Origin of the sequence: Shewanella japonica (genome assembly GCF_002075795.1) — a bacterium.
Taxonomy (GTDB): Bacteria; Pseudomonadota; Gammaproteobacteria; order Enterobacterales; family Shewanellaceae; genus Shewanella; species Shewanella japonica.
On sequence record NZ_CP020472.1, the window covers coordinates 45,001 to 59,748 of the forward strand.

10 protein-coding genes and 2 rRNA genes (1 of these 12 only partly in view) are annotated in these 14,748 nt (G+C 40.2%); 5 read left to right on the forward strand and 7 right to left on the reverse strand.

Going from position 1 to position 14,748, the window contains the following annotated elements; translation table 11 throughout:
- The 3 genes from SJ2017_RS00190 to SJ2017_RS00200 all read left to right on the forward strand — a co-directional run.
- Positions 1-1,102 (forward strand): 23S ribosomal RNA (locus tag SJ2017_RS00190); it begins 1,790 nt to the left of the window's first position.
- A 161-nt stretch (positions 1,103-1,263) separates the two neighbouring features.
- A 5S ribosomal RNA gene (gene rrf / locus SJ2017_RS00195) occupies positions 1,264-1,379 on the forward strand.
- A gap of 874 nt (positions 1,380-2,253) precedes the next feature.
- The gene (locus SJ2017_RS00200) at positions 2,254-4,764 is read left to right on the forward strand and encodes a bifunctional diguanylate cyclase/phosphodiesterase (protein WP_080914509.1); all 2,511 of its coding nucleotides are present in this window, start codon (positions 2,254-2,256) and stop codon (positions 4,762-4,764) included.
- A gap of 9 nt (positions 4,765-4,773) precedes the next feature.
- On the opposite strand, the gene SJ2017_RS00205 is transcribed toward SJ2017_RS00200, so the two are convergent.
- Together SJ2017_RS00205 and SJ2017_RS00210 are read right to left on the reverse strand one after the other, a co-directional pair.
- The gene (locus tag SJ2017_RS00205) at positions 4,774-5,718 is read right to left on the reverse strand and encodes an alpha/beta fold hydrolase (RefSeq protein ID WP_244899744.1); all 945 of its coding nucleotides are present in this window, start codon (positions 5,716-5,718) and stop codon (positions 4,774-4,776) included.
- Between the two features lie 152 nt (positions 5,719-5,870).
- Positions 5,871-7,706 carry a DUF885 domain-containing protein gene (locus SJ2017_RS00210; protein ID WP_080914510.1) on the reverse strand — a complete coding sequence of 612 codons (1,836 nt, stop codon included), beginning with the start codon at positions 7,704-7,706 and terminating at the stop codon, positions 5,871-5,873.
- Between the two features lie 225 nt (positions 7,707-7,931).
- Between SJ2017_RS00210 and add the strand changes: the two genes are divergently transcribed.
- Entirely contained in the window at positions 7,932-8,927 is a 996-nt protein-coding gene (add, locus tag SJ2017_RS00215; protein ID WP_080914511.1) for an adenosine deaminase, read from the forward strand.
- A 62-nt stretch (positions 8,928-8,989) separates the two neighbouring features.
- Here the strand turns inward: add and hemN are convergent, their stop codons facing one another.
- From hemN to SJ2017_RS00240, 5 genes are all read right to left on the reverse strand, one after another.
- A complete protein-coding gene (hemN, locus tag SJ2017_RS00220) occupies positions 8,990-10,366 on the reverse strand; it encodes an oxygen-independent coproporphyrinogen III oxidase (protein ID WP_080914512.1) in 1,377 nt (458 codons plus the stop codon).
- Positions 10,367-10,621: 255 nt separating this feature from the next.
- The gene (locus tag SJ2017_RS00225; RefSeq protein ID WP_080914513.1) at positions 10,622-11,083 is read right to left on the reverse strand and encodes a DUF2489 domain-containing protein; all 462 of its coding nucleotides are present in this window, start codon (positions 11,081-11,083) and stop codon (positions 10,622-10,624) included.
- 78 nt (positions 11,084-11,161) lie between these two features.
- Positions 11,162-11,701: a Der GTPase-activating protein YihI gene (yihI, locus tag SJ2017_RS00230; RefSeq protein WP_065110308.1), complete on the reverse strand. Its 540-nt coding sequence runs from the start codon at positions 11,699-11,701 to the stop codon at positions 11,162-11,164.
- 55 nt (positions 11,702-11,756) lie between these two features.
- Positions 11,757-12,419, reverse strand: a complete 663-nt coding sequence (locus SJ2017_RS00235; RefSeq protein ID WP_080914514.1) for a methyltransferase domain-containing protein — start codon at positions 12,417-12,419, stop codon at positions 11,757-11,759.
- An 813-nt stretch (positions 12,420-13,232) separates the two neighbouring features.
- Positions 13,233-13,853: a c-type cytochrome gene (locus SJ2017_RS00240; RefSeq protein ID WP_055025819.1), complete on the reverse strand. Its 621-nt coding sequence runs from the start codon at positions 13,851-13,853 to the stop codon at positions 13,233-13,235.
- A gap of 167 nt (positions 13,854-14,020) precedes the next feature.
- Here SJ2017_RS00240 and yihA point away from each other — a divergent pair, with 167 nt between their 5' ends.
- Positions 14,021-14,671 carry a ribosome biogenesis GTP-binding protein YihA/YsxC gene (gene yihA, locus SJ2017_RS00245; protein WP_080914515.1) on the forward strand — a complete coding sequence of 217 codons (651 nt, stop codon included), beginning with the start codon at positions 14,021-14,023 and terminating at the stop codon, positions 14,669-14,671.
- The last annotated feature ends 77 nt before the right edge of the window (positions 14,672-14,748 follow it).

The following is a 14,748-nucleotide window of genomic DNA, read 5'->3' on the forward strand; positions in this document are numbered from 1 at the left end:
AATCGCAAGATGACGTATACGGTATGACGCCTGCCCGGTGCTTGAAGGTTAATTGATTGGGTTATCTTCGGAGAAGCTCATGATCGAAGCCCAAGTAAACGGCGGCCGTAACTATAACGGTCCTAAGGTAGCGAAATTCCTTGTCGGGTAAGTTCCGACCTGCACGAATGGCGTAATGATGGCCACGCTGTCTCCAGCCGAGACTCAGTGAAGTTGAAATTGCGGTGAAGATGCCGTATACCCGCGGCTAGACGGAAAGACCCCGTGAACCTTTACTATAGCTTGGCACTGAACATTGAACCTACATGTGTAGGATAGGTGGGAGACTTTGAAGCTCAATCGCTAGATGGAGTGGAGTCAATCTTGAAATACCACCCTTGTAGTTTTGATGTTCTAACCGCGGCCCCTAATCGGGGTTCGGGACAGTGCCTGGTGGGTAGTTTGACTGGGGCGGTCTCCTCTCAAAGAGTAACGGAGGAGCACGAAGGTTGGCTAAGTACGGTCGGACATCGTACGGTTAGTGCAATGGCATAAGCCAGCTTAACTGCGAGACATACACGTCGAGCAGGTACGAAAGTAGGTCATAGTGATCCGGTGGTTCTGTATGGAAGGGCCATCGCTCAACGGATAAAAGGTACTCCGGGGATAACAGGCTGATACCGCCCAAGAGTTCATATCGACGGCGGTGTTTGGCACCTCGATGTCGGCTCATCACATCCTGGGGCTGAAGTCGGTCCCAAGGGTATGGCTGTTCGCCATTTAAAGTGGTACGCGAGCTGGGTTCAGAACGTCGTGAGACAGTTCGGTCCCTATCTGCCGTGGGCGTTGGATGATTGAAGGAAGCTGCTCCTAGTACGAGAGGACCGGAGTGGACGAACCGCTGGTGTTCGGGTTGTTATGCCAATAGCATTGCCCGGTAGCTACGTTCGGAATCGATAACCGCTGAAAGCATCTAAGCGGGAAGCGAGTCCTAAGATGAGTCATCCCTAGGAATTTAATTCCTCTAAAGAGCCGTTCGAGACTAGGGCGTTGATAGGCAGGGTGTGTAAGCGTTGTGAGGCGTTGAGCTAACCTGTACTAATGACTCGTGAGGCTTAACCATACAACCCAGATGAGTTTTTATCTGAGTTGATGGTAACTAGATTTATTACTTACTGTTGAAGGTAAGACTTAGTGAAGAATATAAAGCGCTTAGTAAAGTAGAAAACTCAAACAGCTTTCCGAATTTAGTTAATTGCGATAAGCGATTAACACCCGAATTTGCTTGGTGACAATAGCATTGTGGTACCACCTGATCCCATCCCGAACTCAGTAGTGAAACGCAATTGCGCCGATGATAGTGTGGGGTCTCCCCATGTGAAAGTAGGTCATCGCCAAGTGCCTAATTTCTCTTTTTAAGAGAGCAGATAGCCCGTTACTCACGTAACGGGCTTTTTTGTGTCTGTAATTTAAGATAAACAGGTTCAGGAACGAAGCTAAAGCTTAAGTTTAGACTCATCAACTGCTGACAGTGTGGTCAATATGCCCATGTAAAAGTAGGTCATTGCCAAGTGCCTAATTTCTCTTTTAAGAGAGTAGATAGCCCGTTACTCACGTAATGGGCTTTTTTGTGTCTGTAATTTAAGATAAACATGCTCAGGAACGAAGCTAAAGCTCAATTTTAGACTCATCAACTTCTGATAGTTTGTTTGATATGCCCATGTAAATGTTGGTCATTGCTAAGCGCCTAATTTCTCTTAATTGAGAGCAGATAGCTCGTTACTTACGTAACGGGCTTTTTTGTGTCTGTAGTTTAAGAATACATCCTCGGAAACAAAGCTATAGCTTAAGTTTAGACACATCAACTGCTGATCGTGTGATTGATATGCCAATGTGAAAGTAGGTCATTGCTAAGTGCCTAATTTCTCTTTTAAGAGAGCAGATAGCTCGTTACTCACGTAACGGGCTTTTTTGTGTTTGATCATTGAGGCAGGTTGCTGTGAAAGTTATTCTCATTTTTGTGTGAGCTCATTATGAGCACTGGTAGATTTTTCCTCACAATGTGTCACTTAAGCAAACGAAATTTCTTATTTGTGTTTTTATCTAATAGCTAATTAATTCGTATATAAAAATGCTGGAAGAGCGTTAATATCCCTTAATAATCAGACAAATGTATTATGTTTTGGTTAAAGTCGTTTTTATAGTTGTTGATTGTGTTTGTCTTTAGTATGTTATCAATGCGATACATTCTTATTAACAACTAACGGTGTACATTTGCCAAAGCGACCTTCTTTTTCACTATCGTTCTTAGTGCCATTTTTCTTATGTTCTCTGTACTTATTATTAGTTAGCGGAGAGTTTTACTATGAGAGAGATGAATTACGTTCAGAGGTCGCAGCAAGAGAGACTAAACAGATTCAGAAAGATCTATTTAGGATGATCCATGTGGTAGAGTCAGCTCTGTCTGTACAAGATATTTCGAGAATTGAGCAAGAAGTATCCTTAGTTTCTACTGATAGCCATATGATGGTGTATGTCATTCTTGATGCTTCTAGTAGGATCAAGTTTGCTAACCATGTAATTTGGCGAGAAAGTGATGCGCAGAATGTTGTTGAAGGTTATTCAAACGATATTCATCAACAAGTTGTTGCCGATGGTGAGTCTTTTATCAAGGTCAATAAAGACCGTTTATCAATTCAAGCTTATTACCCTATTAACACATCTTCTAATTACAGCTACTCAAGTGCTGTAGATGTGATTTATCTAGAATATGATATTTCTTCACTTATTGCTGATGCATCAGATCAGTTACAAAAACGCTTTGTTTTCATCTGGGGAGCAGGTGGCTTACTTGTCGTATTTTTCTGTTGGGCTTTATATTGGCTATTAGTCAGACCGGTAAAGCAATTAACTACAAGAGCAAAAAATGTTCTGCAATCTAAACCAGATAACACGAGAATTAATTGTCTAGTTGAAGAGGTGTATAACCTTGGCGAATCGTTATTGCAGGCTGAAAAGCTAATTCAAGATAATAACCAAAAGGTGACCAACTCTGAGCAGCGTTGGCTATATTCAATCAGTGCTAATAATAATGGCATATGGGATTGGAATACCCAGACGAATGAGGTCTTCTTATCTGATAATTGGAAAGAAATATTAGGTTATGAGACGAGTGAAGTTACAAATAATTATGACGCGTGGGAATCTAGACTGCACCCAGATGAGAAAAACACTGTACTACGCGCTATTGAGCAATGCTTAGCTAATAAAACCGATCACTATGAGAGCGTGCACAGGTTACTCAATAAAAGTAACGAGTACATATGGGTGCTGGATAAAGGACAGATTATTCAGTGGGATGACAAAGGTAATCCGATTCGCATGATTGGGTCTATTACTGATGTCACTGCAGAGCTGCAAAATCAAAAAATTACTGTAGAGCGCCAAAGTCATGCTGGTGTGTCTGATATTAAAGACCGTGAAGCATTAGCAAATGAACTATTTGATTTACAGGCTTATGCACGTAAGTCTGGTCAGTATTGCACTATGATGCTAATTAATTTGAGCAATATTAAGCTGGTTAATGAAGCTGTTGGCGAGCAATTGAGTGACAGATTATTAATGCAGATATCAGCACGATTAGCGGGGTCTTTTGCAGGAAGTTGCTTATTGAGCCGCTTAGGTGATGATGAGTTTGTTATTGCAGCTAAAAACTTAGGGGCGAACTTAGAACATGCTAACAAACGGGCTTTAGCGTTAGCGAGCGAAGTCAGGCAAGTTGTTGGACGAAGCTTTAATCTTTCAGGACAAGACTTTTCTGTTTTTACTCAAATTGGCATGGTCGTATTTGATGGTAAGGAGTCTTTAGACCCGAGTCAGTTATTATCTAGGGCAGATACTGCTTTAGGTAAAGCCATAGAGAGTCCCAATAACAGTTGTGTGTTACATAGTCTGCAGCTAGATGGAAGTCATCATGAACCTCAAAAGCTTCATCAAGAATTAAAGAAAGCCATTAAGCTCAATCAAATGTCTTTAGTGTATCAACCTGTTGTTGATATTGATGGTAATACAGAAAGTGTCGAAGTACTGATGCGTTGGCATCATCCTGAGTTCGGTTACATTAGTCCTAAGCAGTTTATTCCAGTCGCAGAGCTGTCTAACTCTATTTTTGAGCTTGAATTATGGATGTTAGATGAAGTGTGCCGTTTCATCGATAGCTTGCACAATACAGAACTTTCTTGTCCTTGTTTTTCGATCAATATTTCCTCGAGGCACTTTCATCAAGATATGTTTGTCAGTGTTATCCAATCAAAAATTGAGTCTAGAGGTGTAAAACCGGAATATATTCAATTGGAGTTGTCAGAGGATATCTTTTCGATTAATCCTGTGACGGCGAAAGCTAAAATACAATCGTTGCAACGTTTAGGTGTCAGAGTCGCTTTGGATGACTTTGGCTCAGGATTATGTCCGTTATATCGTTTACATGGGATCCATTTTTCACAAGTTAAGTTTGCAGCAAGTTATATCAACGATATTACGATTTCTGAAGACTCGAGAAACATATTCACCTCATTGGTTAATATGACTACAGAGCTTAACTACCCTGTCGTGGTAAAACAAATTGAAGACCGACAGCAATTAACCACACTCAGTCAGCTGAAGAGTAATCTATTCCAAGGATATGTGATTAGCCGACCGCTAACTCAACAGGACATAAAACACCTTCTAGAGTCAGAGTTGACCTTAAGTGTGGTTTGGAAGGTGCCTTTTAATGCCTTGTCTTAGTGCCTAAATTCAATACTGATTTAAAAAAGTGACTAAGCTACGTAGTGCTTGGTTGCGTGCCTCATCTGCTTCGACAAAGACTTCATGGCGACAGTTAGCAATCCTTTTTATCTGGCAAAGGTTATTCTCAGCTCTATTTTGCGCCATGTTATCGACAATTTCATCATCTAGCGCTTGGAGTATCAGGATTGGCTTAATGCTTAATGCTGCTGCATTTATTGCGCGCTCTGCGGCATCAATTGCTTCAAGTAACCAATGATTAGTGGGTGAGCCTAGTTGAATTTCAGGGTGTTGAGCAAACACATCTAAAATCTGTTGGTACCTTGCTTGACTATGTGTCAGATGGTTTTTTTCGAACTCTACTGCTTGGTAATTGGTACCGCCGAGTACGTAGTTAGGCTGTTTATTTGGTTGTTTTTCATTGTAAGTATCTAATAGTGTTGCCAATGAGCGGATGAAAGCCTTATTAAATGGCAACTTTATTCCATACATGGGGGCGGAAAATACAGCAGCATTAAATACTGTCGGATGTTGCTGCATATATAAGGTTCCAATTGTTCCCCCCATTGAATGGCCAACTAAATATAAATCTTGGTGCGCTTGTGGCTTAACCACTTGCTCAACGAAGTCATTTAGATCATCAATGTATGTTTGGAACTTATTAATATGCCCTTGATGCTTGTTGGTGGTTGTTCGAGTTGAAAGCCCCTGACCTCTATGATCGATAATATATAAACTAAAGCCTTGTTGATAAAGATCGAACATTAGTTCTTTGTACTTCAAATAGCTTTCAACTCGGCCACTGCTTATTACAATCGCTTTGCGACTATGTGGGTGATTAACATGAGCATAGGCGATGGAGATGTTCTCTTTGACCATGGTGGATTGCGTGACTGTTTGCCAGAATGCTTGTTGTTGATCGCTATTGAGTTGTTGTTCTGACGAAAAATACAAATCACTCACCTTTGGTTATCTGAGAATATATCGATATAAGATTGGGGCAGTGTAGCAAACTAACAGATGATATTTTAGTGAAAGTGATGTGTTGCGAGGAAACTTGCTATATTGACTGGTTTAGAGAACCAGTCAATATAGCGTTGACTTAGTTAAGCTTGTTTCTGTTGTTCCGCTATAAACTCATTTACTTTTTGCTCTAAAATTTCCATGGTGATTGAACCATTTTCTAGTAACGCATCGTGAAATAATCGGATATCGAAGTCTTCGCCTAATGCTTCTTCAGCTTTATTGCGTAAACGCTTAATCGTGAGCTCACCGATTTTGTATGATAATGCTTGTCCTGGCCATGAAATATAACGGTCGATCTCTGTGGTCACATTGTGCATTGATAGCGCAGTATTACTTGCCATAAAGTCAATGGCTTCCTGTCTTGTCCAACCTTTAGCATGCATGCCAGTATCGACGACAAGTCTTGCAGCGCGCCACATTTCATATGTTAAGCGACCAAAATTACTATACGGGTCTTGATAAAAACCTGCTTCAAGGCCGAGATATTCAGAGTATAAACCCCAACCTTCACCAAATGCAGAGATATAACTGTATCGTCTGAAGTTAGGTAAATCAGTTAGCTCTTTGTTTAAAGATATTTGTAGATGATGACCCGGTACAGCTTCGTGTAAGGTGAGTGCTTCCATTTCATAAAGTGGACGTTTATCTAAGGCATAGGTATTGACCCAGTAATAGCCTGGCTCATCGTCTCTATTGGAGCCAGAATAGCGACCTGTTGTGTACTTAGGTGCTATTTCGGCAGGTACAGGCTTAATACCATAAGGCGTGCGGGGTAGCGTTGCGAAGTATTTAGGCAATACGGCATCGGCTTTTTTGGCAATATATGCCGCTTCTTTTAATAGCTCTTCTGCCGTTTTGGGGTAGAACTGAGGATCTGTACGTAAAAAGTGTAGGAAGTCAGCGAAGCTGCCTTCAAACTCAACATCTGATATCACTTGTTCCATTTCCGCTTTGATTCTCGCGACTTCCTCAAGACCGAGCGCGTGTACTTCATCAGCTGTCATATCAAGAGTTGTGTAGTAAGCAACTCTGTTTTGATAAAAAGCTTTGCCATTAGGTAGATCGTTAGCAGCAATCGAGGTTCGCGCATTCGGGATATATTCTTGCGTCATAAAGTCAAAAAACTGCTGATACAAGGGGAGCACTTGTTCACTGACCACTTGTTTGCCTTTTTTCTCAAGTTTCGCTTTTTGCTCAGCAGTAAAGTGACTTGGAAATTGGGTAAATGGTTTGAAGTATCGACTTTGCTCTACAGGCACAATGTACGCGCTAATGCTGTCTTCGAACCCTGTTAAAGTCGCTTTAGCTGGTGTAATACCACTACTTAGCCCTTGTTTTAGCCAAAAGGTCTGTTGAGCAAAGTAATTTGATAACGCTGCTAATTTGGTTAAGTAGTTTTCATAATCTTGAGTTGTGTTGAATGTGGCGTTAGCCATAGATGCGACATATGCATGGAAACCACTTTCTGCGGTTATTGGTAGGTAATGATCTTTATAACGGTATAAATCAACCTCATTTTGCAGTTGGTATTGTAGCAACTGTGCATTTATCTTACCTGTTGCAGATAGCGTGTTTTGGTCAAGTTGCTTTAAAGATGACAGGAGTTCTTGCTGACGTATGTTTTTGGCTGCCAGTGTCTCAGGCGACAAGTCGGGTAGTTGTGAAGCTTTGGATTCATCACCAAGTGAATAAGCGAGCTGAGGAGAAAAATCTAAGTTAACTTGCCAGGCTTTATCTATAATTGATTGAAGGTCCATGTCTTCAACTTTTTTGCTGGCTGAGACATTTTGCGTTTCGCTTGCGACTTCTTCACTTTTGTAATTATCGCCAAGATAATATTGGGCTTTTGAGCCAGTGGTCATTTTACAGCCAGTTATTGACAGCATGATTATCGCGGGCAAGATTAGCTTACGCATGTTGTATCCCTATGTAGACTTTGAATTTTGGGTTAAATTTCTCAGTTACAACATAACAATTCAACAGTTAGCACGCTAGCGGTTCAGGCGGAAATATTTGTTACTGATTGTACTATTTAGGCGATTAAAACGTCATTTTTTTGTGGAGGCGTGTTAAACTTCGCCATGCTAGATGTTCATTATATAGAAAACAGATTTAGCTTAAAAAATTAATAGGGGTTAATAATGATCAATACATCCATTCCATTAGTTGATTTGCATCGTCACTTAGATGGCAACGTTAGAGTCAATACCATTTGGGAACTCGGACATCAGCATGGAATTAAGCTGCCTGCACAAACGTTAGAAGCTCTTGCTCCGTTTGTTCAGATCCAAGGTAAGGAAAACAGCTTAGTCGCTTTTTTAAAAAAGCTGGATTGGATGGTAGCTGTATTAGCGGACTTAGATGCAGTCAAACGTGTCGCATATGAAAATGTCGCAGATGCAGCCATATCAGGATTAGATTATACCGAGTTACGCTTTAGCCCGTATTATATGGCAATGAATCACAACTTACCGATTGAAGGTGTGGTTGAGGCTGTCATTGATGGTGTCAAAGCTGGTGTGAAGGAGCACGATGTTAAAGTTAACCTTATTGGCATTATGTCGCGTTCGTTTGGTCAAGAAAAATGCCGCTTAGAGCTTGAAGGTCTGCTTGCTCACCGTGATGCATTAGTTGGTATGGATTTAGCCGGAGATGAATTGGGTTTCCCTGGTGACTTATTTAATGAACATTTTAAATTAGTCCGTGATGCAGGCTTACAGATTACAGCACATGCTGGTGAAGCAGCTGGTGCAGAGAGCATGTGGCAAGCGATTCAAGAGCTAGGTGCGACTAGGATAGGGCATGGTGTAAATGCTATTCATGATCCTAAGTCGATGGAGTATTTGGTTAAACACTCAATAGGTATTGAATCTTGCCCTACCAGTAATTTACATACTTCTACAGTGGCTGATTATGATGCTCACCCATTTACGCAATTCTTAGATGCGGGTGTATTGATTGGACTCAATACCGATGACCCTGGTGTGAGCAATATTGATATTCAGCATGAATATCGTATTGCCAAGTCTGAACTTAACCTATCTGATGAGCAAATTGCCCAAGTACAACGTAATGGCGTTGAAATGGCATTTCTATCAGACAGTGAAAGAAAAGCACTATACGCATCAAAAAAGTAATCAATGTTTAGATAATAAAAAACCGCTGAAATCAGCGGTTTTTTTGTTTTCATTTCCGTGTATTAGATAACACGTGAGAACTGTTGTTGACGTGCTTTTTGACGATAATAAACATCAAAACACATACAAATATTACGAATTAATAAACGGCCTGTAGGGCTAATTGTTAGTTTACGATCTGTAATATCAACCAGTTTGTCATCGATGAAGGTTTGTAGCAGCTTTAAGTCTTCTGCAAAGTATTCTTCAAAGTTCAAGTCAAATTGCTGTTCAATTTTAGTTAAATCTAAATCGAAGTGACAGATCATTTGCTTAATGACGACACGGCGAATTTCGTCATCACGATTTAAGCTACAGCCTTTCCACAATGCATGACCAGTTTCATCAATTGACTCGTAGTAAGGGCGAATATCTTTCTGGTTTTGAGCGTAACAATCACCAATCTGGCTGATTGAAGAAACACCTAAGCCCAGCAAGTCACACTCTTCTTGCGTTGTATAACCTTGGAAATTACGGTGAAGCTTACCTTCGTTTTGTAGCTTAGATAACTCGTCGTCAGGCTTAGCAAAGTGATCCATGCCAATGAACTGATAACCTGCAGAGGTCAATGATTCAATGGTTTGGTGCAGCATGTCGAGCTTTTGCTGTGGCGATGCCATATCTTCATCTTTAATTTTACGCTGCGCTGCAAAACGAGACGGTAAATGAGCATAGTTAAAGATTGATAAACGATCAGGTGATAGCTCAATAACACGCTGAATCGTTTCAGCGAAAGTTTCTGGTGTTTGATGTGGTAAGCCGTAAATTAAATCGGCATTAGTAGACACAAACCCCATGTCTTTTGCTTTAGCCATTAGGTCAAAAATGAATTTCTCATCTTGCTCACGGTTAACAGCAACTTGTACTTTTTTATTGAAGTCTTGAACACCAATAGAAATACGATTAAAGCCGGCTTCTTTAAGTGTATCCAACATCGATAGTTCGATTTCACGTGGATCGACTTCAATTGAGAACTCGCCTTCATCTGCAAAGTTAAAGTGACTTTTTATTAATTTAGACAGGGTTAAGATTTGCTCTGGGTTTAAGAATGTCGGTGTACCGCCACCCCAGTGCATTTGAGTCACGGTGTAATGTTTGAATAAAGGAGCGCGTTTTATGATTTCGCTGGCAAGATATTCAATATACTGATCAGCCTTATGAGCATGACGAGTAATGACTTTATTACATCCACAGTAATAACAAAGCTTGGCGCAGAAGGGGATGTGAATATATAAAGACAGCTTATCGCTTTTACTGGTTTCGATAGCAGATAGTAGGTTTTGCTCAGTAAAAGTATCATCAAACTCTAATGCCGTTGGATACGACGTATAGCGTGGACCACTGTAGTTATATTTTTCGATCATCGACTGATCCCAACTTATTTGTGTGGGCTGCTTCAAGGCGCGTCCTCCGAGTAAATTAGCAATAGACGAAGTATGCAGCCATCTTTGACAAAAAACCTTGAACTACGTTGTAAATTTGAAACTTGATGTTGCTAGAAAGGCCATATTTAGCCAGAAAGCTGTGAAGTTTTGTGAATTTGTGCAATGGCTCACAGCCTTAGCTACGCACTTGGGGCAGAAACCTGCCTCATATTAACTTATTGATAATAATGAGACTTGTTATCAAATAGAAGTCTTAGTCGTTAATAAACTCTAATGCACGAAATGAAATTGTGTGATTTTTTTTGCATCATCGAGTATGCCTTGTTCTAGTTTAGCTTCAGACTTCATCCGCGCTAAATCTAGCTTCATTCGCTGTTGTTTGGCTAATGCTTTACGCTCATCTTTAATCGGATGCGCTTTGATGCAGTCGTAATGCTCAAAAATGCTCGGGAACTCAACAGCCATTTGTTCAGACATGGATAATGCTTCAAATAATTTAGCGATACGCATGGCACCCTCTGAAGGCTCACATCGTTCTTCAAGCATTGCTGAAGCGATATATTTAATATCATCCAATACTTTCAGCTTTTTTTGTTTGGCATCGTTTAAACGTTGCTGCTTGGCCGCTTGTGCTTCTTTTTGCTGTTTGTTGAGTTTGCTTAATAGGAAAACTGCGTAACACGCTAATAGAACTACAATAACAACGGCGATAACAATAACAATGCTAGACACAAACTATCCTTATTAACTTATTCACTATGCAAGATATAAAAATGGCATGCCGACTAAAGCATGCCATCTAAAACACTCTTATGACTGGTAGTCTTTTAAGACATCAGCACCTGTTTCAAAGCGATCATATAAATCATCATCAGATGCCACTTTACCTGTTTGAGGTGGAAGTTCTTCTGCATCTGAAATACCCAATTTTTCCATTAAGGCTTCAATTTTAGAAAGTTGACCATCTAACCACTTTTGATCGTCAGCGGATAGGTTTTTACCTTCTTCTAATAAGTCCAGTAATTGGTTAAATCTTGGGTCTTCTTCAAGCTTAAGTAATTTTTGCTCATCTGTTAGCTTTGGCTGTTTTACTTTTGCTTCGGCTTTTTCTGCGACAGGCGCAATATTTAACGCAACAGGCTTTTTACTGCCATGGCGAGGATCGTTATTTTTCGTCGTTTTGATATGCGGTGATTGCTTTTCAATTAGCGCTTCATTATGACGACTGCCAGACTTACGGCCGCTTTCTGTTTTTTTGCCGCCAATGGCTTTACGCTCAGATTTTTTGACTCTTGGTGCTTGTTTAGGGCCATTTTCGCCGCCCTTGCGCGATTTTTTGCTACGAGCCATCGGTGATCTCATGTAGTTGTATAAATTTGGCTAGATGGGTATGAGCCACCTCGCACTAAATAAGGATGCGCTTTATATCAGACTTTGATGTTTTTTGCATCAATACGAGCTCTTTAGCTGCAAATAATAGCTTAAATTCGCTATTTTGTGCCAAATAGTCGAAAGTTTGTTGGCTATAGAAGCTCACGTGGCTGGGATTGTTTTTAAAATGCCACTTCGAAAAAAGGCTTAAATCAGTTAGCAGTGAGGTGCTGATTGCTAACCAGCCACCTTCTTTTAATAAGCTAGATAATAAAACCCACTCTTTAGCGGGTTGTTGAAAATGCTCAAGTACTCGATAGCAACAAATGAAATCATATTGGCGATTAAATATATGCTGATCAATTTTTATAAATGGGTCGTATTGATAAAGACTGTGTCCTGCATGTTCTATTTTATCTAAACTATTACTGTCCAATACTCGGCCAAAATTAAGGCCAGTTAATGGCCCATGTTGCTGAGCGCTAATTTGGGTAAGTAAAGGTTGGATGAATTGAACAAGCTGTTTTTGCTTTGAGGCTTTATTGGCTCTGCCATAGCGTTGTTTTAACGCTGCAGGCATTAGATATGATTGTGGATTTGCAAAGACTAGGTGGCAGTCAGAGCAGGTATAAAATGCTCTTTTTTTGTCTTGAATAAAAAACTCAGCAGCATTGCTGCACAACGGGCATTTAATCATTGATATAAGAAGCGACCCAACAAAGATGATAATTATCAATCAATAGCAGATTTTATGAAAATAAGAAATAAAAAAGGTGGCAGTAAACTGCCACCTTGAAAGATAGTGCTTATCGCACCAAATTTTGATTCCAAGTATCCATACTTGCTATGTGACTATCCCGGTCAGTATCCATCTTATTTTTAGAGCTTTCCGTGCATTTTTAGTTGTTATCGGTCTTCAATGACACTTTTTTTATATCCTGTTGCCGTCCTGACCACAGCTTCCGTAGATGGTCTTCAATGACTCATCAATATCCTTAGTTGTCTTCAATGACATGAGTAAACAATCCGTGTTTAAAAGTACCTTCCAGTGATAAACAAGCCTCCGCAAGTGCATCCTAAGCAAATTAGCTTCCTATGCTGCTACTTTAATCCTTAAAGTAGTGTCCTTATGGGGTTCTATCTCTGTTGCGTAAGGGAGTGCTATTTAAGCGTATCGACCAATAAGGTCTGTTCCTTACAAATTCTGTATGACCTGGATTTCAAGCTGAAATCACGACTCTTATTATTATTAGTGAGTGGTCTTATTTATATTATTGTTATTTATTAATTTTATTCTTATATCTTAAATGTAAACGTATCCGAAATCTGTGAAGTAGAATTAATATTTTTGTTCTCACAGTTGGGTTCATCTCGGTACGGGGCTATTTAACCCTAAAAGCGTGATCTCTGTCAAGCGTGAATATTGATAAGTTTACGTAAACGTAAACATTGAGTAATAAAAAAGGGTGAATAATCACCCTTTTAGCTTCATCAATTTGTGAATAAAAAATTACTTAAGGCTTGAAATGTATTGAGATAAAACTTCAATGTCACTGTCAGATAACTTTTTAGACACATCCTGCATCATGCCATTTAAATCATTGTTACGACTTGTATCACGGAATTTGGTTAACTGAATCTTGATGTAATCAGCATGCTGACCACCAATAGCAGGGAAGCCTGCTAGCTCACCGCCTTTTCCGTCTGGTCCATGACAAGCCATACATGAAGTAATGCCACGAGCCATGTCTCCACCTTTATATAAAGCCTCACCTTCGGCTGGCACATTGGCCACATCAGCTACCGTTTGAGTTTGGCTTGCGTAATAAGCAGAAACATCTTTAATATCTTGTTCAGATAAAGGCAATGACATGCCAGTCATGGTAGGATCATTACGACCTTCTTTGCCGCCGCTTTTCGCTGCCGCTTGGAAATCATGTAATTGTTTTTCTAGATAAGATGCGTGCTGTCCGGCCAATTTAGGCCATATAGGAGCAATGCTGTTACCGTCAACACCGTGACAGGCAGAACACATAACTGATTTAGTTTTACCCGCTTCCACATCACCTTCAGCGATTGCAGGCGTTGATATAGCGGCAAATACAGACAGCGCAAGAGCTAACTTTTTCATGGCGTTCCAACTTCTTGTTTAATTTATTGTCCTGAGCTTACTAGGAAGACCCGCAAGCGTGGTAAAATCTACAAACTGTGATCAGGCTAATATTTTACACGAAAATGTGGAAAAGTAAGCAAATCTTACATAATTAAGGTATTACCTAAAAATTATTGGAGTAAATCGTGTCAGAAACGCGTATAGATTTTCGAAAAACCAAGTTTTTAATTAGTGCGCCAGACATTGCACATCTCGATCAGTACTTGCCTGGTGATACTGGAGTAGAAATTGCGTTTGCTGGCCGCTCAAATGCGGGTAAGTCTAGTGCTTTAAATGCACTTACTGAGCAAAAAAACTTAGCGAGAACCAGTAAAACCCCTGGGCGAACTCAACTGATTAACGTTTTTGAGTTAGATGAAAACCGTCGCTTAGTCGATTTACCTGGCTATGGTTTTGCTAAGGTACCTTTAGCGATGAAGAATAAATGGCAAAAAGCCTTAGGTGAATATTTGCAAGAGCGCGCCTGTCTAAGCGGTGTCGTTGTGTTGATGGATATTCGACATCCGTTAAAAGATTTAGATATGCAAATGATTGAGTGGGCGGTATTAAGTGAAATTCCAGTTTTAGCATTACTGACTAAATCCGATAAACTTGCTCAAAATGTCAAAATGAAAACGGTTAATGCCGTGCGCAAAGAGCTGGCTGAATTTGGTGACTGGGTAAAAGTTGAGCCTTTCTCATCATTAAAAGGCACTGGAAAACCTAAAGTCTTAGGTATTTTAAACGAGTGGTGCAATCCCAGCTGGTTGACTGAAGCTGAGCAGCAGGCAGAATAAGATAAAGAATAACTGATAGCGTAAATCGCTTTAATGCAGCCGTTGAGTTAATTCACTCAGCGGCTTTTTTGTGCTTA

What these genes read in the sequence shown, in the direction of transcription:
- yihI (WP_065110308.1), bottom strand. Translation starts at nt 11,701, where the DNA reads ATGGCTCGTAGCAAAAAATCGCGCAAGGGCGGCGAAAATGGCCCTAAA.
- add (WP_080914511.1), top strand. Translation starts at nt 7,932, where the DNA reads ATGATCAATACATCCATTCCATTAGTTGATTTGCATCGTCACTTAGAT.
- SJ2017_RS00235 (WP_080914514.1), bottom strand. Translation starts at nt 12,419, where the DNA reads ATGATTAAATGCCCGTTGTGCAGCAATGCTGCTGAGTTTTTTATTCAA.
- SJ2017_RS00240 (WP_055025819.1), bottom strand. Translation starts at nt 13,853, where the DNA reads ATGAAAAAGTTAGCTCTTGCGCTGTCTGTATTTGCCGCTATATCAACG.
- SJ2017_RS00210 (WP_080914510.1), bottom strand. Translation starts at nt 7,706, where the DNA reads ATGCGTAAGCTAATCTTGCCCGCGATAATCATGCTGTCAATAACTGGC.